General features: G+C 74.3%; 16 protein-coding genes. 14 read left to right on the forward strand and 2 right to left on the reverse strand.

Going from position 1 to position 19,186, the window contains the following annotated elements:
• Positions 1–64 precede the first annotated feature (64 nt).
• Both RM609_RS00500 and RM609_RS00505 read left to right on the forward strand, forming a co-directional pair.
• Entirely contained in the window at positions 65–1,105 is a 1,041-nt protein-coding gene (locus RM609_RS00500; RefSeq protein ID WP_311606898.1) for a hypothetical protein, read from the forward strand.
• A gap of 89 nt (positions 1,106–1,194) precedes the next feature.
• A complete protein-coding gene (locus RM609_RS00505) occupies positions 1,195–2,031 on the forward strand; it encodes an SAM-dependent methyltransferase (protein ID WP_311606900.1) in 837 nt (278 codons plus the stop codon).
• Between the two features lie 15 nt (positions 2,032–2,046).
• Here the strand turns inward: RM609_RS00505 and RM609_RS00510 are convergent, their stop codons facing one another.
• A complete protein-coding gene (locus RM609_RS00510; RefSeq protein WP_438828368.1) occupies positions 2,047–3,705 on the reverse strand; it encodes an APC family permease in 1,659 nt (552 codons plus the stop codon).
• A gap of 705 nt (positions 3,706–4,410) precedes the next feature.
• Here RM609_RS00510 and RM609_RS00515 point away from each other — a divergent pair.
• The 11 genes from RM609_RS00515 to RM609_RS00565 all read left to right on the forward strand — a co-directional run bounded on the left by RM609_RS00515 (position 4,411) and on the right by RM609_RS00565 (position 17,481).
• Entirely contained in the window at positions 4,411–5,739 is a 1,329-nt protein-coding gene (locus RM609_RS00515) for a hydroxymethylcytosylglucuronate/cytosylglucuronate synthase (protein ID WP_311606903.1), read from the forward strand.
• A gap of 69 nt (positions 5,740–5,808) precedes the next feature.
• Positions 5,809–6,798, forward strand: coding sequence for a cytosylglucuronate decarboxylase (blsE, locus tag RM609_RS00520; protein ID WP_311606904.1), 990 nt, complete (start codon positions 5,809–5,811; stop codon positions 6,796–6,798).
• Entirely contained in the window at positions 6,786–7,712 is a 927-nt protein-coding gene (gene blsF, locus RM609_RS00525; protein WP_311606905.1) for a CGA synthase-related protein, read from the forward strand. The genes blsE and blsF overlap by 13 nt, the downstream gene beginning before the upstream one ends.
• Positions 7,713–7,781: 69 nt before the next feature.
• The gene (gene blsG / locus RM609_RS00530) at positions 7,782–8,927 is read left to right on the forward strand and encodes an arginine 2,3-aminomutase (RefSeq protein ID WP_311606906.1); all 1,146 of its coding nucleotides are present in this window, start codon (positions 7,782–7,784) and stop codon (positions 8,925–8,927) included.
• Positions 8,924–10,102, forward strand: a complete 1,179-nt coding sequence (locus tag RM609_RS00535) for a DegT/DnrJ/EryC1/StrS family aminotransferase (RefSeq protein ID WP_311606907.1) — start codon at positions 8,924–8,926, stop codon at positions 10,100–10,102. The genes blsG and RM609_RS00535 overlap by 4 nt, the downstream gene beginning before the upstream one ends.
• Before the next feature lie 29 nt (positions 10,103–10,131).
• A complete protein-coding gene (locus RM609_RS00540; protein ID WP_311607624.1) occupies positions 10,132–11,325 on the forward strand; it encodes an ATP-grasp domain-containing protein in 1,194 nt (397 codons plus the stop codon).
• Positions 11,322–12,554, forward strand: a complete 1,233-nt coding sequence (locus tag RM609_RS00545) for an MFS transporter (RefSeq protein ID WP_311606909.1) — start codon at positions 11,322–11,324, stop codon at positions 12,552–12,554. Before RM609_RS00540 ends, RM609_RS00545 begins: the two co-directional genes overlap by 4 nt.
• A gap of 104 nt (positions 12,555–12,658) precedes the next feature.
• Complete coding sequence (locus RM609_RS00550) at positions 12,659–14,551, forward strand: hypothetical protein (protein ID WP_311606910.1); 1,893 nt, start codon at positions 12,659–12,661, stop codon at positions 14,549–14,551.
• Positions 14,552–14,608: 57 nt separating this feature from the next.
• Entirely contained in the window at positions 14,609–15,241 is a 633-nt protein-coding gene (locus RM609_RS00555; protein ID WP_311606911.1) for a class I SAM-dependent methyltransferase, read from the forward strand.
• A gap of 71 nt (positions 15,242–15,312) precedes the next feature.
• Positions 15,313–16,101 carry an endonuclease/exonuclease/phosphatase family protein gene (locus tag RM609_RS00560; protein ID WP_438828360.1) on the forward strand — a complete coding sequence of 263 codons (789 nt, stop codon included), beginning with the start codon at positions 15,313–15,315 and terminating at the stop codon, positions 16,099–16,101.
• A 102-nt stretch (positions 16,102–16,203) separates the two neighbouring features.
• Positions 16,204–17,481 (forward strand): CAP domain-containing protein, encoded by a 1,278-nt coding sequence (locus RM609_RS00565; RefSeq protein ID WP_311606913.1) that lies wholly within the window; start codon positions 16,204–16,206, stop codon positions 17,479–17,481.
• A gap of 27 nt (positions 17,482–17,508) precedes the next feature.
• Here the strand turns inward: RM609_RS00565 and RM609_RS00570 are convergent, their stop codons facing one another.
• Positions 17,509–18,147, reverse strand: a complete 639-nt coding sequence (locus tag RM609_RS00570; RefSeq protein ID WP_311606914.1) for a maleylpyruvate isomerase N-terminal domain-containing protein — start codon at positions 18,145–18,147, stop codon at positions 17,509–17,511.
• Between the two features lie 165 nt (positions 18,148–18,312).
• On the opposite strand from RM609_RS00570, the gene RM609_RS00575 reads away from it, so the two are divergent.
• Positions 18,313–19,185, forward strand: a complete 873-nt coding sequence (locus tag RM609_RS00575) for a class II glutamine amidotransferase (protein ID WP_311606916.1) — start codon at positions 18,313–18,315, stop codon at positions 19,183–19,185.
• Position 19,186: the final 1 nt, after the last annotated feature.

Raw genomic sequence — 19,186 nt, forward strand, 5'->3', positions numbered from 1 at the left:
GACAGAGTTGTATTTGCCAACTATCGCGACGGCTCCCGCACCGGGGAGCCCGAGGAAGGCACCGATGAGATCCACCAACGGCGGCGCGCTGCGTCATGTGCTGACCCACCTGCTCACCCCCCTGCTGATGTGCGTCGGCATGGGCCTCGCCTACCTGGGCGCGTTCGCCCACCCCGAGCCGCACCGGCTGCCCGTCGCCGTCGTGGGCTCCGGAACCGGCACCCAGGTGCTCGCGCAGACCATCGGCGACAAGGCGGGCGACCGCCTCGCCGTACGGACGGTCGCCGACCGCGAGGAGGCGGTCCGGCAGCTCAAGGACCAGAAGGTCTTCGGCGCCTACGTCCCCGGCCGGCACTCCCCCGAGCTGCTGATCGCCTCGGCCGGCTCGGACACCACGGCCGTCGCCGTGCAGAAGGTCTTCCAGCCCGTCGCCGCGCGCCAGGGCGCCCCGCTGAAGGTCACCGACGTGGTGCCGCCCGCCGAGGGCGATCCCACGGGCCAGGGCATCTTCTTCCTGCTGGTCGCGCTCAGCATCGGCTCGTACGCTTCCGTCGCCGTGATCGGCGGGGCGGGCGCGGTGCTGCCGATGCGGCTGCGGGTGGCGCTCGCCGGCGCCATGTCGCTCGTCGTCAGCGTGATCGGCGCGGCCTTCGCCGGGCCCGTCTTCCACCTGGTCGACCAGGGCCTGCCGGGACTGTGGGCCATGGCGTGGGTCTACTCGGCGGGCGTCCTGCTCGTCGGCACCGGACTCCACACCTTCCTCAAGCGCTGGACCACGCTGGGCGTGATGGTCCTCTTCGTCATGCTCAACTTCACCAGCGCGGGCGGTGTCTACCGACCCGAGCTCCAGAACGGCTTCTTCGCCGCGCTGCACTCCTTCTGGAACGGCGCCGGGTTCGTCGAGGGCATCCGCAGCCTCGTCTACTTCGACCACGCGGGCCTGGGCCGGCACGTGTGGACGCTGGCGCTGTGGCTGGTCGCCGGCATCGCGGTCGTCTGCGCCGCCTGGGCCACCGAGGCACGGCGCGCCCGGCCCGCCACGCCCGTGGCGGCCAAGGCCACCGACGACGCGGAGGAGGAGATGGAGGAGGCCGTGGGGGTCTGAGCGACACCGCCCGAGCGCGCCCGCCGGATCCGGCGGGCGCGCGGGCGCTCACCATGGTCCCCGGCCGCGCCGGTGGGCATCCTGCCCCCATGACCACACCAGAACCCGCCGCCGGGCCCACCGGGGCCGCGTCGTTCAGCCCCGTCAGCAGGACGGCCCTGACCGTCGCCCGGGTCCGGGCACAGGAGAGCCGGCGCCCGGACGCCCTCTTCACGGACCCTCACGCCACGGCGTTCCTCACCGCCGCCGGATACCCCGCCGAGCCGGCCGTACAGCCCGGGCCGTACGCCGCCGCCATCACCCATCACACGGTGATCCGCACCCGTTTCTACGACGACTTCCTGCTCGCCGCCTGCGCGGCCGGGTGCCGTCAGACGGTCCTGCTGGCCGCCGGGCTGGACACCCGCGCGTACCGGCTGGCCTGGCCGGACGGGGTGCGGCTGTACGAGCTGGATCTTCCGCCGGTGCTGGCCTTCAAGGAGCACGTCCTGGCCGGGCGGGCGGCCCGGCCGCGCTGTGACCGGACGGCGGTGGCGGCCGATCTGCTGTCCGACGAGTGGCCCGGCCTGCTGGTCGAGGCGGGCTTCGACCCGGCCGCGCGGACGGCCTGGCTGGCCGAGGGGCTCCTGGTCTATCTCACGGAGGAGCAGGCCACCGGTCTGCTCCGCACACTCGGCGGGCTGTCCCGCGCGGGCGACCGGTTCGCCATGGAGCGCGGCCGGGACCTCCCGGCGGCCGACGCCGAACCGGCCCTCGCGCACATCGCCCCGCTGTGGCTGGGCGGCCTGGGCCCGGGTCTGGGCGACTGGCTCGGCGCCAACGGCTGGGACGTGGCGACCCACCCCATCGAGGAACTGTCGGCGACATACGGCCGCCCCGGGACCGGTCCGGCCCGGGGCGGCTTCCATACCGCGACGCGACGCTGAGGCGGCGCGCGCCTGTCAGACCGCCGAGACCGCCGCGGGCTCGGGAGCCTCCTGCTCGTCCTCGGCCGCGCGCGCGGTGCGGGCCTCGGCCCCGAGCACGGGGTCGGGGTCCGGCAGCCCCGCGCGATGGGCCTGGACGCCCGCGCGGACCGCCCAGAAGTAGAAGCCCAGCGCGGACACGCCCACCAGCGCGATGTCGAGGCCGCCCGGGATCACCCCGTGACCGCCGAACTCCTTGCTGCCCAGCGCCGACAGCGTCGAGAGCCACAGCAGGAACGCGGCCATCCACCAGGCCGGCGCGAACTGGCGGCGCAGATCGCTCTCGCCCCGGCGGCGCAGCACGATCGCGGCGATGGGCACCGAGATCAGGGTGAGGACGGCGACCTTGCCGGTGTTGGGCCACTTCGACCAGTACAGGGCGCAGGCCGCGAAGGCGAAGGTGATGGGACAGAGGATCTTCGCGGCCGGGAGCCGGAAGGGGCGGGGCAGCTCGGGCTTGGTCTCGCGGAAGACGCCGACGGCGATGGGGCCCATGAGGTAGGAGACGACCATCGCGGCGGAGACGACGCTGGCCAGGGCCTCCCAGCTGTGGCCGATGGTCAGCAGCAGGAGGACGGAGAAGCCCAGGTTGAGCCACATGGCGGGGCGGGCGACGCCGTAGCGGGGGTGGACCTCGGCGATCTTCTTGGGGAAGAAGCCGGTCTCGGCGAGGTTCTGCGCCAGGTAGGCGGAGGAGGCGACGTTGCCGATGTTGGCGCCGTTCGGCGAGATGAAGGCGCCGAACTGGAGCATGGTGACGACCCAGTGCAGCATCAGCAGCTTGGCGAGGTCGGCGAAGGGGGAGGCGAAGTTGACGCCGCTCCAGCCGCCGGCCTCGGCGAGCTTCTCGGGCGGGACGGCGCCGAGGAAGGCGACCTGGAGGGCCAGGTAGATCACCAGGCCGAGGGAGAGCGCGCCGACGAGCGCGAGCGGGATGGCGCGGCCGGGGTTCTTGGCGTTGCCGCCGAGGTTGACGACGGCCTGGAAGCCGTTGAAGGCGAAGACGACGCCGGAGGCGGTGACGGCGGTGAGGACCGCGGACCAGCCGTTGGGGGCGAAGCCGCCGTGGGAGGTGAGGTTCTCCGTGTGGAAGCCGGAGGCGATGAGCGCGCCGACCGCGAGGACGGGGATGGCGAACTTGACCAGGGTCAGGAGGTTGTTGGCGCGCGCCAGCAGCTCGACCGACCAGTAGCAGGCAAGCCACAGCGCGAAGGTCAGGATCAGGGCCGTCGCGATGCCGGTGGCGGTGAGGCTGCCGCCGGAGACCAGCCCCTTGGCCCAGCCGAAGCTCCAGGAGGACATGTACTGGGTGCCCGCGATGGCCTCGATGGGGATCAGGGAGGCGGTCGCGATCCACACGGCCCAGCCGGTGATGAAGCCCAGCACCGGGCCGTGGGAGATGGAGCCGAAGCGGGCCATGGCGCCCGGCAGCGGATAGGCGGCGCCCACCTCGGCGTACGTCATGGCGATCATGCCGATGAAGATCGCGCCGATCACCCAGGCGACCAGGGCGGCGGGCCCGGCCACCTGGGCCGCCTGACCGGCTCCGAAGAGCCAGCCGGAGCCGAAGATCGACCCCAGGCCTATCATGATCAGGGCGAAAAGGCTGAGGCCTTTCCTGTTGGCCGCGCTCATGTCCACGAGCTGTTTTCCGTTCTGCCGGGAGACAAGGACTGGAAGTCCCTATGCGCCTCTTCGGCGTACGGCCGCCGGGGCCGTCCCACCGGCTCGCGCCGATGGACGGCGACGCCTGTCGAACTGAGCGGGGATCAGTCGCCGACACCGCGTACCGGCCTGTTGGGCTTCGCCGAAATCGGCCCCGGGAACGGACACCGGGTACGACGCGACGAGCCCGGGGACTGCCCCCCCCCGAAACGGGTTCGGGAACGGTCCGGGCTCGTTGACGACGAGATGGCCGAGGACGCAATAGCGACGCCGGTCATACTACGCCAACCAGGAGTAACACCTCCAACCACCCCATCAGTCCCGGTGGTCCGGCGGCCCGGAACGTCCGTTCCGCCGCCTTTCGGCCATGCGGTTGTGTCCTGGCCGGGTGCGCGCCCCGGCGTACGACCTCCATGAGAGCCACGTCTCACTCGCACCGCCTCCCCCATGGAGCACAGCGAGCCAGGGATCAGCGCATATATTCCGACTCATCCTTGATGCACATCTCTCGGGGTTCTTCATATGACCTGCCCCTTTCGGGCAAAGGGGGTCCGGCTCCTGGCCGGAAGCCGATGCCACCGTCCTTGCGCCGTACCGGTCGCGGCCGCGAACGTGGTCCTCCCCTGCCCGGACGGGCCGGGGAGCCGAGGAAGCCGAGGAAGCCGAGAGGAACCGATGCGCCCTGTTCCCGGTCCACGATCGCGGCACCTCCGCGCCGTCCCCGGTCCCCCGGCTCCGGCCCCGCACGACGGGCTCGTCGACCAGCCCGTCGACCAGCCCGTCGATGAGCCCGTCACCGTGGCGATCGCCGGGGCGGAGTTCGGCTGGGGCAGCTCGGGGAAGCTGAGCGCCGTGCTCGGCGCGCTGCGGGAACGTTCGGGCGGGCGGCCGCCGAGGATCGTCGGACTGGGCACCGGTCTGGGCCGTCCCCTGCTCACCGGGCATCCCGTCGCGTCCTGGCACGACCTGCCGGGCGCCGCGGACGCCGCCCGCGACGCCGTCGCCCGCGTCGTCCGGGCCCAGGGGGTGCGGGCGGCGCTCGTCGTCCTGGACGGGCCCGTCGCCATGGCCCTGGAGGCCGCCGGGGTGCCCACCGTGTTCGTCGACAGCCTGCCGTTCCTGTGGACCGACGGCGACCGGGACGCGCTGCCGCTGGAGGCGTCCGCCTACTGCGCCCAGCGCTCCGTCGAGCTGCCCGCCGAGTGCCGGGGCGTCCTGGCCGCCGTCCGTCACCCGCGCTGGGTCGAGGCGGTCGTCGCCACCGCCCCCGGTGCGCCCACCGGCCCCGGTACCCGCGCCGGCGGCCGCCCGTACCGCACGGCCCTCGTCAGCCTCGGCGGGCTCCGGGCCCCCCGGCTCGCCGATCCGGCGTGCTACCCGCGCGCCGTCGTGCCCGCGGTCCTCGCCGCGCTCGCCGCCCACGGCGTCCAGGAGGCGCACATCGCGGGCAACCTCCCCGACGGCCTGGCCGCCAGGCTCACCGCCGGTCCCGCCGTCCCATCGCGCGTCACGGCGGGGCCGCTCCCCCATGACGCGTTCCTGCGCCGCCTGGGCGATTGCGACGTCCTTCTCGCCTCGCCCGGGCTCACCACCCTGCTGGAGGCCGGCCGGACGGCCGTGCCGACCGTGTGCCTGCCGCCGCAGAACCTCAGCCAGATCTTCAACGGCCGGTTCCACAGCCGGGCCGTCGGCGCGGACGTCCGCGTCACCTGGCCCGAGGACGTCCTCTCCGAGGAAGCCGCCCTCGCGCTCCGCTCTGGCGGCGAGGACAGCGCCCTGGAGCTGATCTACGGCGGGATCGCCCGGGCCGCCGCCGGCACCGCCCCCGCGCCGGGCGGCCGTACGACCGGCGACGCCCTGCGCGAGGGCGTCCTGGCCGCGCTGCGCCGGGCGGCCGAGGGCGCCGACTGGGGCGGGCTCACCGCCGCCGTCGGCACCGGCGGCGCCGCCCAGGTGGCCGACGCGCTGCTGGAGATAGCGCGGCGGGCACCCCTGCCTGCCTGACCCCGGCTGCGCCCCGCCCCGCATCGCCCCGTCCCCGTACGCACGCGAACGGTCCGGAAGGTCACCCCCATGCGCCAGCGCGACCGCTATCTCTTCATCAGGATCCTGGAAGCCTGCAACGCCGACTGCTTCATGTGCGAGTACGCCCTCTCCCGCGACGCCTTCCGCTTCTCCCTCGCCGACTTCGCCGGCCTGCTGCCCGAGGCCCGGGAGGCCGGGGTGCGGTACGTGCGCTTCACCGGCGGCGAGCCCCTGATGCACCCCGGCGTCGTCGAGCTGGTGCGCGCGGGCGCGGCCGAGGGCATGCGGATGTCCCTCATCACCAACGGCGCGCTGCTGCCCAGGATGGCCGGGCGGCTCGCCGAGGCGGGGCTGGCCCAGGTCGTCGTCAGCGTCGACGGCGCGTCGGCCGCCACCCACGACGTGTACCGCCGCTCCCCCGGCATGTTCGACAGCGCCCTGCGCGGTCTGGTGGCCGCCGCCGGGCTCGGCGTCCTGCCGCGGGTCAACACGGTCGTCGGGCCGCACAACTACACCGAGACGCCCCGGCTCCAGCGGGTCCTCACCGACGCCGGGGTGCGCCAGTGGGAGCTGTCCGCGCTCAAGCTCGACCGCCCCATCGCCTATCCCGACCCCGGCCACGTCCGCGCCGTCTGCGACCCGGTCTACGACGCCGACCCGGAAGCGCTGCTCGTCCCCCTGGGCAAACGGTTCTACGGCGATACGCCCGAGGAACAGGAGGACTACTTCCTCCGCTCCCGGACCCCGCGCGCCTCCGCGCCGCTGTGCCACGTCGTGGACGACGTCATCTACGTCGACGGCAAGTACGGGCGGGCGTACGCGTGCAGCTGCCTCCCGCACCGCGACGACGACCACGGGCCCGGCGGCGCGGCCCTGCGCGAGGGCGGCGCGCTCCGCCTCGACACCCCGGACTTCGCCGCCCACGCGGGTTTCTTCCGCGAGCGCGGCCCCGAGCTCTGCGGCGGCTGCTCCACGACGGCCGCCGGCTACAGCGACGACGTCGCCCGGCTCGGAACGGCGGCGCCGTGGAGCTACTGACCCCCGGCCGCCGGCCCGGCCCCCCGGACCCCGCCGCCCCGTACCGCCGGGTACTGCTGGTGTCCCGGGACGACGAGCTGGACTCGGTCCTGGCCCGCCGCCGCGTCGCCGCCCACCTCGGCGGCCTGCGCTCCGTGCCCCTCGCCCCCGGCGGCCCGCCCCCGGACGCCGCGCTGGTCTGCGACGACGAGCGGGCCACCGCCCGGCTGCTCGCCCTCGGCGTCCCCGTGGTGCACCTGCGGTCGGGGCACGACCCCGGCCCGGGCCCCGCCACCGGCGACGACGGCCGTGCGTTGCGCCGGCTGCACCGGCCCGGGTGGCTGCCCGGCCCCCGGCCGGCCGGGGCGCGGACCACGGGGGTGCTCGCGCCCGCCCGGCTCACCCGCGACCGCGACCGCGCGGGCACCTTGCTCCTGCTGTCCCTGTGGGGCGTGCCGGACGAGGAGGCAGGCGCGTTCGCCGCCGGGCCGTTGCGCACGCTGGTCCACGAGGCCGAGCACCGTACCGGGCGGTGCGAGGTCGTCTGTGACGGCCGGCTCGCGGCCGTCCGCGCGGGCCTCGGCGGGGCACGGCCGGTGCGCGCCGCCGCCGAGGTGGACGTGGACGCGCTGCACGCCGCCGCCGAGGTGTTCCTCGCCTCGCCCACGACGGGCGCGCTGGCCCTCGCCCACGCCCGGGGCGCGCCCCTGTGCTTCCTGCCGCCGCTGGGCGCCGCCCAGCGGGACCTGGCGGAGCGCGTGGGCCGCGTCGTCCCGGTGCCCCGGGTCTCCGATCCGGCGGACCCGTCCGTGTGGACAGCGCCCGGGGCGGGCCCGCACGGGCTGTGGGACGCCGTCGATCCCGGCCTCGACGATCTGCGGGGCGCGCAGCGCGTCGCCCGGACCCTCCGTCAGCTCGCGCTCGCCCCACTGTGAGCCCCACTGTGAGCCCTGCTGTGAGTCCGCTGTGAGCCCCGCTGTCGATCCCCTCACCCTGGAGCCGCCATGCCCGGCACGACCGCAGACCCGCCCTTCCGCCCTCAAGTCCCCGCCGAGCTGTGGGACGACTGGCGCTGGCACATGCGCAAACGCATCACCACCATCGCCAGGGCCCGGCAGTGGCTCCGGCTCAGCGCCGACGAGGAGAAGGCGATCGCCGGGTCCGCCGGCCGGTACCGGTGGAGCATCACCCCGTACTACGCGTCCCTGATGGACCCCGACGACCCCTCCTGCCCCGTCCGTATGCAGGCCGTGCCGGCGCCGGCCGAGCTGGAGGAGTTCCCCGGCGCCGAGGTCGACCCGGTCGGGGACATGACGTACCGCAGGACCAACCGCGTGGTGCACAAATACCCGGACCGGGTGATCCTGCTGGTCACCGAGGCCTGCCCGGTCTACTGCCGCCACTGCACCCGCAAGTTCCACACCACCGACGTCGACGGCACGTACTTCCGCGACGACGAGGGCGGCTCGTTCGACGAGGACCTGCGCTACATCGCCGCCCACCCGGAGATCCGGGACGTGCTGCTGACCGGCGGCGATCCGCTGTCCTATCCGGACGGCAGGCTGGAGGAGATCGTCGCCGGGCTCCGGGCGATCCCCAGCGTGGAGATCATCCGTATCGGCACCCGCTTCCCGGTGCTGCTGCCGCAGCGGATCACCGAGGACCTGTGCGCGATGCTCGCCCGCCACCACCCGGTGTGGCTGAACACCCACTTCAACCACCCCAAGGAGATCACCGCCGACGCGGCCCGCGCCGTGGACCGCCTGCTGCGCCACGGCATCCCCGTCGGCAACCAGACCGTGCTGCTGCGCGGCGTCAACGACGACGTCGCCACCATGCGCACCCTCATGACGGAGCTGCTGCGCGTCCGCGTCCGGCCCTACTACCTCTACCACTGCGACAACGTCACCGGCGTCTCGCACTTCATGACCTCCGTGGAGAAGGGCTGGGAGATCATGGAGGGCCTCCAGGGACACATCACCGGCTTCGGGGTCCCCCAGTACGTCCTCACCACGGAGATCGGCAAGATCCCCGTCACCCGCCCGTATTTCACCCGCACCCCCGACGGCCTGCTGCTCCGCAACCACCACGGCCAGGAGCTGGCCGTCGGCGGCCCGGGGCACCCGATCACGGAGTCCGACGCGCGATGACCCTCGACAAGCGGCTCGGGCAGCGCTTCCTGCCCTACGGCGCCAACTACCTCGACTGGTCCGACATGACGGAGCTGCGGGAGGTGATCGACCAGCGGGTGCTGTTCCGCTACCAGACGGAGGGCGAGAGCATGGCCTCCCGGCTGGAGCGGCACGTGGCGCGGCGCCTGGGCGCGCGGCACGCGCTGGCCGTGCACAACGGCACCGAGGCGCTGCGCCTGGCCCTGGTCTCCACCCGTCCCCGCGTCGGCGACCTGGTGTTCGTCCCGGCCGTCACCTTCGTGGCGGTGGCCGGGGCGGTTCTGGCGAGCGGGCTGATCCCCGTCCTCGTCGATGCCGACGAATCGCTCTCCCTCGACCCCGCCCTTCTGCCGCCGGACGCCCGGCGGGTCGTGGTGGCGCACATGGAGGGCACGGTGGGGCCCGTGCCCGAGGGCGTGCCGTTCGTGATCGAGGACTGCGCGCAGTCCCTGGGCGCCCGGCTGCCCGACGGCCGGCACGCCGGGACCGCGGGCTACGCCGGAACGTTCAGCTTCCACCACAACAAGGTGCTCACCTCGGGCGAGGGCGGTCTGGTCGTCACCGGCGACGACGAGGCGTGGGCGAGGATGCGCGGCTATCACGACCACGGCTCGGCGCGGGTCCCCGGGCGGTATCCGACGTGGGATCAGGACGCGCACTTCGGGGAGAACTTCGTCACCAGCGAGGGCGTGGCCGCCATCCAGAGCCAGCAGTTCCGTCATCTCGACGCGCTCCTGGCCGGGCTGGAGCGCATGTACGCCATCGCCGTGGAGGAGCTGCCGGACCGTCCCGGTCTGGAGGCGCTGCCGCGGGCGGCGGGGGATGTGAAGGTCAGTCTGCGGTTCCGGTGGGAGAGCCGTGAGCTGCGCGACGCGGCCGTGGCCGGGCTCACCGCCCGGGGAATCGCCAACTGGACCCTCGGCAAGTACTTCCTGCCGGAGCATCCGGTGCTCACCGGCCGGCGTTCCCTGTACGCCGACGGTTTCCCCTGGAGCCTCGTCCCGGACGCGCCCCTCGTCCTCAGCCGCGACGGCTTCGCCCGCACCCGCGACCTGCTGGACCGGACCCTGTGCGTCCCGCTGTCGCCGGAGCTTTCCGAGCCGGACCAGATCCTCGCCGTCAAGGCGATCCGGCAGGCCCTGGACGCGGTGTGAGCGCGCCCGGAGGAGGGCCGGTGCTGCTGATGGTGGACGACCGCCCGTCCTCCTTCACCCGGTACGCGGTCCGTGCCCTCCCCGGCGGGCTGGTGCTGCTGCGTTTCGAAGGGCTCCGCCACGACCTCCCGGAGGGGTATCTGCGGCGGACCGCGCACCTCCCCGCGTTCTGGGTGCGCGAAGGGGTGCCGCTGGAGGTGGAGGTGCGGCGGTACGAGCGGTGGGCCGGGCGGCTGCCGGCGCGGCCGTCCCGCTTCTGCAATCCGTCCGAGCCCCGCCAGGGTGTCGCCCAGCGGTTCGCCGCGCTGGCCGGGCTGCCGCACCTGACGGAGCGGCAGGTGGCGTGGGTGCGGGACAAGACGGCCATGAAGGACCGCTTCCGGCAGCTGGGGCTGCGTACGGCCCGGTACGCGCGGGTGCGCTCGGCCCGGGACGTGGAGCGGTTCGCCGGGCGGTACGGCTGGCCGGTCGTCCTCAAGCCGGTGGACTCCTTCGCCTGTGTGGACACCCACCGGCTGACCGGGCCCGGCGCCCCGGCCGGCCTCGACTTCGGGGCGCGGCGGTGGATGGTGGAGGAGCACCTCGGGGGCACCGAGTGGGAGGTGTGCGGGCTGATCCACGCCGGGGAGGTGCTGGACGCCTGGCCGAGCGCGATGCCCTGCCGGCCGCTGGACATCGTCGACGGCGCGATGAACGCCAACATCAGCGTCGGCAGCGGCGAGGGCCCGCCCGTGGACCTGCGGGCCCTGCTCCAGCGCGTCGTCACCGGGATGGGCATCGACCACGGCTACGCGCACATGGAGTTCTTCGTGGTCGGCGGGGAGGTGTACGCGGGCGAGATCGGGGTGCGGCTGGCCGGCTGCGAGATCCCCGCCAACCACGGGCACGCCTACGGCTTCGATGTCTTCGGCGCCACCCTGGACGTCTATCTGGGCCGCCGTCCCGTCCTCGACTACCGCGAGCGGCGCTGCGCGGGCGATCTGCTGCTGCCGCTGCCGCGCTCGGGGACCGTGCGCCGCATCACCCCGCGGGAGGAGCTGCTGCGCATCCCCGGGGTCATCGACGCCGTTCTCAAGGTGGGCGTCGGCGAGCCGGTGGCGGCCCGCCGGGCGTCGCACAACGCGTCCGGGTACGTGCATGTCGCGGGAGCGTCGATCGGTGAGGTGGAGAGCCGTATGCGGAAGGTCCTGGACGTCTTCACGATCGAGGTGGCCCCCGCGTGACCGGCACCCTGCCCCGCCGTTTCCTCGCCCTGCTCACCCGGCGTCATGTCGCGGGCCCGGCCTGGTGGAGCGTCGTCGCCCGGATGCCGGTCTATCTGCTGTCCCTGGCCATGGTGCTCGTCGTACGGGAGCAGGGCGGCGGCTACGCGCGGGCCGGTATGACGGCCGCGCTGTGCACCACGGGCATGGCCCTGGGCGGGCCGCTGATCGCCCGGCGGGTGGACCGCGCCGGGCGGCGAGCGGTGCTGCTCGTCACCGGTGTGTGCCATCCGTCGGCGCTCTGCGCGCTGGTGTGGGCCACCCGTCCGGGCGGCTGGGCGCAGCCCGTCATGGCGTTCGCCGCCGGGCTGACGCTGCCGCCCGCGAACGCCTGCATGCGCTCGCTGTGGGCGCGGCTGCCGCTGGAGGACGACGAGCGGGAGCTGGCCTATCTGTGGGAGGCGCTGCTCACGGAGGTCCTGGTGATCGGGGCGCCGTTGGCGCTGGCCGCGCTGATGCTCGTGGGGTCCGCGGGGCTCGCGCTCACCACGGTGGCCGTGATCGGCGGCGCCGGGGCGCTGGGGCTCGCCCTCACCCCGCTGCCCGCCGGTACGGACCGGCCCGCCCCCCGGGCGCGGGAGGCCGGGCCGCGGCATCCGCCGGGGCCGCTGCGGTCACCGGCGATGCTGGCCCTGACCGGCATCATGGCCGTGTGCGCCGTGCCCATCGGCCTGATGACGCTGGCCATTCCGGCATCGGTCGCCGCCCATGGCGGTACGGGCGGTACGGGCGTGGTGTACGCCTGCTGGGGCGTCGGCAGCGCGGTGGGGGCGCTGTGGCTGGGGCGCGCCCAGTCGGAGGTCGCCGCGTACCGGCGCTTCCCGCGCCTGGTGTCCGCCTACGCCGTCGGCACGGGGCTGACCCTGCTCGCCACGTCCCAGCTCACCCTGGGCCTGGCCCTCGCGGTCGGTGGCGCGCCCATCGCCCTGGTGTCGGCGAGCGAGATGACGCTGGTCAGCACGGTCGCGGACCGGGATGCGCTGGCGGAGGCGTTCACGTGGGCGTCGCTGGCGACGGTCGTGGGGGACGCCGTGGGGCAGCAGGCCGGGGGGCTGCTGATGGAACCGCTGGGGCCGCGCGGGGTGTTCACCGTCGCCTTCGCCACGGCCGTGGCGGGGGCGGGTCTGGCCTTCGGCTGCCAGGGACTGCTGGGCCGGGGCTCCCGGCAGCGCGCGGAGTGCGCGGCGTGAGCCGCGCCCGTACGGCGAGACCCCCGCCGGTCGCGCCCCTCCCCCGGCTCCAGGTCCCGTCCTCACTCTTCCCAGGTCAGCGCGAGAACACGAGGTAACCCGTCATGAACACCGTCGCCACCGGTCCCGCGCACGGCCAGGAGCTCCCCCGGCCGGGCGCCGCCCTCTTCCGTACGGTCTCCTTCGGGCAGTTGCCCGAGGCGGTACGGGAGTTCCTGGCCGCGCCGGGCGGCACGGCCGTGCCCGTCCCGGTCGAGGGCCGCGCGGACCTGGAGCGGAGCGTGGAGCTGGCGGCCGGGCTGTACGCCGGGCCGTGTTCCCCCCACCCCCTGGACGTCGGGGTCGTGCTCGGGGAGAAGGAGCTGCCCGAGGGGACGGTGGAGCTGGCCCGGCCGCTCGCCCGTACCTGGGTGGCCGAGGAGGAGGTGTCCGGCGGCGACGGCCCGTTCGCGGCGCGGCATCCCGGGACCCTGCTGGTCGTGGGCTGTTACGACCGGCTCACCCTGGACCCGGTGCGGGAGTTGCTGCTGGCCACCTATCGCGGCGCGGAGCACGGGCTGACCGTGCTGAGCGGCCGCGACGGCGCCTCCGTCGCCTGGAACGTCGCCAAGCAGTACGCCGCGCCGGACCCGGGCGTCGAGGCGCTCGGCCTGTTCACCGACACGGACCGGCCGCCGCCTCCGGAGGGCGTGCGGGTCTTCGACGACCGCGATTTCGAACGCGTCGACATCCAGGCCGAGATCCTCGGCACCCGCTGGCGCCGGGTCGTCTTCCAGGGGCACGGCAAGGACGACAGCGTGAACCTCGGCGAGTTCACCATCTGCGGCATGAACCCGGCCGTGCCCGCGCGGCCGGGGCTGCTCGGCCCCCGCTGCGCCTACGGCCTGCCCTGCTACAAGCCCGAGGACAAGCTCGTGCCCCTCCACCGGGTGGCGGCCGTGGAGCTCGTCCTCAGCGCCTGCAACAGCGGCCCGCTCGCCGACCTCGCGCTCTACGACCCCAAGTACCAGCTGCTGCTCAACGCCCTGGACGGGCCGGCCCGCACGGTCGTCTCCGCCGTGTCCGTCCACGACTCCGACCGGCCGGAGAACGTGGCGTGGATGCGGGCCGCCGCCCGCGGCGCGGACTCGGTGGACGCCCTCAACGCCAGCCTGGCGGGCTCGCACCCCTATCCGGCGTTCATGCGCTTCGGCCTGCCCGAGGCGCCCGGGCGGGCGCCCGCCGCGCCGGCCCCGGCCGATCACCGGCCCGACCCGCTCGTCCTCACCACCTCGCGCAGGCTCACCGCGCTGCTCGCCTCGGACCTGCTGCCGCACCACCACCCCCTGCGTCCCCGCCTCACCAAGCTCGCCCGCAAGGTGGACCTGTGGGCGGCCCGGCCCACCCATCTCGCCGACCGGTCGCGGGAGGAGATCCACCGCTCGCTCTCGGCGGACCTCCAGTCCCTCGACCACGCCATCGCCGAGCTGGTGGCCGCCAACCCCGAGAACGAGATCATGAACTACCCCGCGCACTTCGGGGACCGCAGCTCCCTCGACCCGGACGTCCGCGAGGTCACCTGCCACTGCGGCCGCCCCGCCCAGGAGTTCACCCGGCGCGGGCTCCTCCCCTACGTCCTGGACACCACGTGCGTGGTCTGCATGCGCTGCGGCGACGTCACCTTCCGGGTGCCCGACGCGCCCTCGCTGCTGGCCCACGCCGCCGACGAGGCCGAGCGGGGCGGGGTGCTGGAGGTGCGGGCCGCGCTGACGGCCGCGCGCCCCGGGCCCGTCCGCCTGGGTCTGTTCGTCCCCACCTATCTGCGCGAGGACACCACGGTGGAACCGGCCACGACCAAGGTCCGGGCCGTCCCCGGCCGGGTCGAGGACGTCGTCTTCCGGGTGCGCTTCGCGCCCTCGACGGCGCCCCAGGCCTACTACTTCACGGTCTTCGCCGTGCAGGACCTCGCCGTCTCCACCGCCCGGCGGCACTTCGGAGTGGTACCGCCCCGGGCCTGAGTGCCCACCGATCATCTCCCGTCACCTCCCGTCACCTCCCGCGAAGGACGGTTGTTCATGGAACGGAACGCGAACGGGCCCGCGATCGAACTCGTCGAGCACGACGGCGAGGTGACCCTGAGCATCGGCGGCGAACAGGCCATGCAGGCCTGGGAACGCGACCTGATGTGGGCGAGCGCCGACATGCTCTGCGCGTACGGCCACGACTTCTACGAGGTCGGCCTGGGTCTCGGCCTGTCGGCCCTGCGCATCGCGGGCAATCCCGCCACCCGCCGTCACACCGTCCTGGAGCTCTACGGCGAGGTCGAGGACCTCTTCCGCGCCCGCCACCCCGAGCCACCCGACAACCTCACCGTCGAGCGCGGCGACTTCTTCCAGCGGATCTTCGAGCTGCCCTCGGAGAGCGTCGACGGGATGCTCTTCGACCCGGCCCTGGAGATGGAGGTGTGGAAGGACGAGGCGCTGTGGCGCCGGACCATGCCGGAGGTGGTGCGGGTGCTGCGGCCCGGCGGGGCGTTCATCCCCTTCTTCAGCACCCGCCCCGAGCTGCGGTGGCAGTACACCCCGCACTTCCGCGCGATCCGGGTGGAGCGTCACCCGTATGTGGCGTACGACTCCACCGAGTACACCCACGGCACCAGCGGCGACGCCTACATCCAGTGCTTCGTGAAGGAAGCGGCCGCTTCGTGAAAGAGCCGGCCCGGTGAGCGCCCGGCAGGGCCGCGTGGTTACGGGCGGCCCGGCCGGGGAACACCGGAACCGTGACCTCACACGTGTCGCACGCGCTTCGGGTGATGTCCTTCAATCTCCGCTACGCCTCCGAGAGCGATCCGCACCCCTGGTCGCAGCGCCGGCCGGTGATGCGCCGGCTGCTGCGCGAGGAACGCCCCCATCTGCTGGGCACGCAGGAGGGGCTGCACGGGCAGCTGCGCGACATCGCCGAGGACCTCGGCCACGCCTGGATCGGACTGGGCCGCCTCGGGGGCAGCCACGACGAGTTCGCAGCCGTCTTCTACGACGCCGAACGGCTCGTTCCCCTCGAGTACGACCACTTCTGGCTGTCGGACACCCCCGCTCTCATCGGCTCGGCCACCTGGGGCAACACCGTGGTGCGGATGGCGACCTGGGTGCACTTCGCCGATCTGCGCACGGGCACGGAGTTCCTCGCCCTCAACACCCACCTCGACCACGCCCACCAGTACTCACGCGAGCGCAGCGCGGAACTGATCACCCGCCGGCTCAGGGAGCCGGACCCGGCCCTCCCCCGCCTGGTGACCGGCGATTTCAACGTCGCCGCCCATCGCAACCCCGTCTACGACGCGATGCTGGCCGGCGGCGCGCTGGCCGACAGCTGGGACACCGCCGACGAACGCGGCCCCCAGTACGCCACCTTCCACGGCTACAAGCCACTGGTGCCCGACGGCGACCGTATCGACTGGATCCTCACCTCGCCCGCCGTGCGCACCCTCGGCGCCGCCATCAACACGTTCTCCGACGACGGCCGCTTCCCCAGCGACCACCTGCCGGTGCAGGCGCTCGTCGAGCTCTGATCGTCCGGCGGGGAACCCTCGCCGTCCGCCGGGCGTTCCTCTCAGCACATACCTCGATCCGGGGCGGGTGGGAGCCCGTCTCCCTCACGACGGGCGGAACCGGTGCGCGATCTGACTTCCGGAGGGAACCTTCCGCTGCCGGACGGCCCGGTGTCGGTCCAGGTGCCCGGCCCGTTCGACATATCGGCGCTGATCACCGGGGACGACGGCAAGGTCTCCGGCGACGGCGACTTCGTCTTCTACAACCAGCCCACCGCCCCCGGCGCCCGTCTGGCGCCCGGCGGGCTCGCCCTCGACCCGCGGCGGCTGAGGGCCGGCGCGACCCGGGTCACCGTGGTCGTCACCCCCGCCGAGCCCGGTGCCGTGCTCGGCGGGCTGCCCGCGCCCGTCCTGTGCGTCGCCGCCGACGGGCGGGGCGCGCTCGCCCGGTTCGCGCCCGCGCGGCCGGTCCACGAGACGGTGCTGCTGCTCGCCGAGATCTACCGGCGCGGGCCGCAGTGGAAGCTGCGCGCGCTCGGCCAGGGGTACGCCGACGGGCTGGCGGGCCTGGTCCGCGACTTCGGCGTCGCGGTGGCGGAGGGCGACGCCGCACCGGACGCCGATCCCGCCACGACGGCGCTGGTCAACGCCGTACGCTCGCGCGCCGGCGCACCCCCGCTGACCTCGGACGCCCGCCTCGTGGCGGCGGCCCGGGCGCACGCGACGGCCATGGCCGCCCAGCGGCGCCTGGACGCCACGGGCCCTGACGGGGCATCGGTCTTCCAGCGGGTCACCGCCGGTGGCTACGCGTACGTGCGGATGGCGGAGCACCTGGTGTCCGGGCCGCGTACCGTCGACGCGTTCCTGGACTACTGCCTCGCCGAGGGCCGGGCGCGAACCGGTCATCCGGCGCACGACCCGGCCTTCACCCATGTGGGCATCGCCCACGCCGTCGCCGCTTCGGGTGACACGTACTGGACGGCGCTCTGGGCCGCGCCGCTCACCGACGAGAGCCTGGCGCGCACGGTGGCTGAGGTCCTGGCGCTCACCAACGCCGAACGGGCCACCGCCGGTCTTCCGCCGCTGGCCGCCGACGCGCGGCTGGCCGCGGCGGCCCAGGCGTACAGCACGGACATGGCCACGCGCGGCTTCTACTCCCACACCTCCCCCGAGGGCACCGAGCCCTGGGACCGGGCTGCGGCCGCCGGGGCGGGCCACCGGGGCATCGGTGAGAACATCGCGTGCGGTCAGCGCTCCCCCGCCGAGGTCGTCCAGGGCTGGATGGACAGCCCCGGCCACCGCGCGAACATCCTCAAGCCCGGCTTCACCCACCTCGGCGTGGGCTACGCGGGCGGCGGCCCGGCCGGTACGTACTGGACGCAGCTCTTCGGCATGGCCTGAGCGTCGGGCCGCCGCGTTCTGAGAGGCTCAGAACGCGGCGATGCTGGCCGGGGCTCGCTCGGCGCGGCTCAAGGCCCGCAGGACGGCGCTCTGGCCGTGCCGGCGCACGGCCAGAGCGGACAGCAGCCCGAGGACCCGTGCCAGGGCTCCGTCCGGGAAGCGGGGCGTGGGGACGCCGACGCCGACCGCCAGGTCGTCGCAGTGCACCGCGAGCTCCATCATGCGGGTGACGAGCAGGTCGTCGAGCGTCAGCGACCACGGCCCCCAGAAGGGGATGCGCACCGCCCGGTCCGGCTCCGCCGGCAGCCGGGCGGTCAGTTCCCCGACGGCGGCGTCGACACGGGCCGCCAGCGCCTCGGGCCCCGCGGCGGCCTCCCGCTCGCCGGACCGCCGGATGCGGACGTTGATGTCGGCGTCGAGGGCGGCGCCGGCCCACTCCACGCGCGCGTAGTGCTCCAGGAGCGATACGACCGGCTCCCGGGGCACCGGCGTGCCCAGGATCCCGGGGACGGCGAGGACCTGGTAGGCCAGATGCCCGGCCAGGCCGCCCACCGCGAACTCCGGCAGGGAGCTCGGCCGGTCCCAGGCCATGGCGACCGCCGGCTCGCGCAACAGGCCCGCGGCGACACGGGCCATGGACAGGAAGTCGTCCCTGATGTCGGTCATCCCCCCATCCTTCCCCCGGCGGCCCTGATCCGGGCGGAACGCAGCCGGATACCGACTGTCGGCGTACACGCGGCGCGACGATGCTGGACACGGCGACGCGGCGATGTTGCGACGCGGCGACGCGGTGTCAGCCGGCGGGACCTACGGGGAGAGGGGGACCGGGCCATGTGCCGTCTGTTCGGCATGAGCAGCACTCCGCTCCGTACCCGGGCCACGTTCTGGCTGCTGGACGCGCCCGACAGCCTCAATGTCCAGAGCCGTCGCGATCCCGACGGGACGGGCCTGGGGTTCTTCGACGCGGCGGGGGCGCCGCAGGTGCGCAAGGCCCCCGTGGCCGCCTACGCGGACCGGGCCTTCGCCGAGGAGGCGCGGCAGGTGGAGTCGGCGACGTTCCTCGCCCACATCCGGTTCGCCTCGACCGGGCGGCTGGAGACGCGCAACACCCATCCGTTCGAGCAGGACGGGCGGCTGTTCGCCCACAACGGCGTCATCGAGGGACTCGACGCGCTCGACGCCCGCCTGGGCCCGGCGGCCCGGGCCACGGTGCGCGGGGACACCGACTCCGAGCGGTTCTTCGCCCTGATCACCCGTGAGACCGCCGCGCACGGCGGCGACGTCACGGCGGGCATCGTGGGGGCCGCCCGGTGGATCGCCGACGAGCTGCCCGTCTTCTCCCTCAACCTCGTCCTCACCACGCGGGACGAGCTGTGGGCGCTGCGCTATCCCGACACCCACGAGCTGTATGTGCTGGAGCGCGCGGCGGGCGGTCACCACGGCAGCCGGCACCTGGACCACAGCGGCACCGGCGGCCGGCTGCGCGTCCACTCGCACGACCTCAGCGAGGCCCCGGCCGTGGTCGTCGCCAGCGAGCCCATGGACGACAACCCCGGCTGGCGGCCGCTGGAGAGCGGTGAGCTCCTCCACGTCGGGCCGGGTCTGGCCGCCACCGGCCGGATCGTCCTTCCCGGCCCGCCCCGCCACCGGCTGGCCCTCGGCGACCTGCGCCCCGAGGCGGCACGGTCGCAGAAGGCGCGTTGAG

The organism is Streptomyces hesseae, from assembly GCF_031845785.1.
GTDB classification, from domain to species: Bacteria; Actinomycetota; Actinomycetes; order Streptomycetales; family Streptomycetaceae; genus Streptomyces; species Streptomyces hesseae.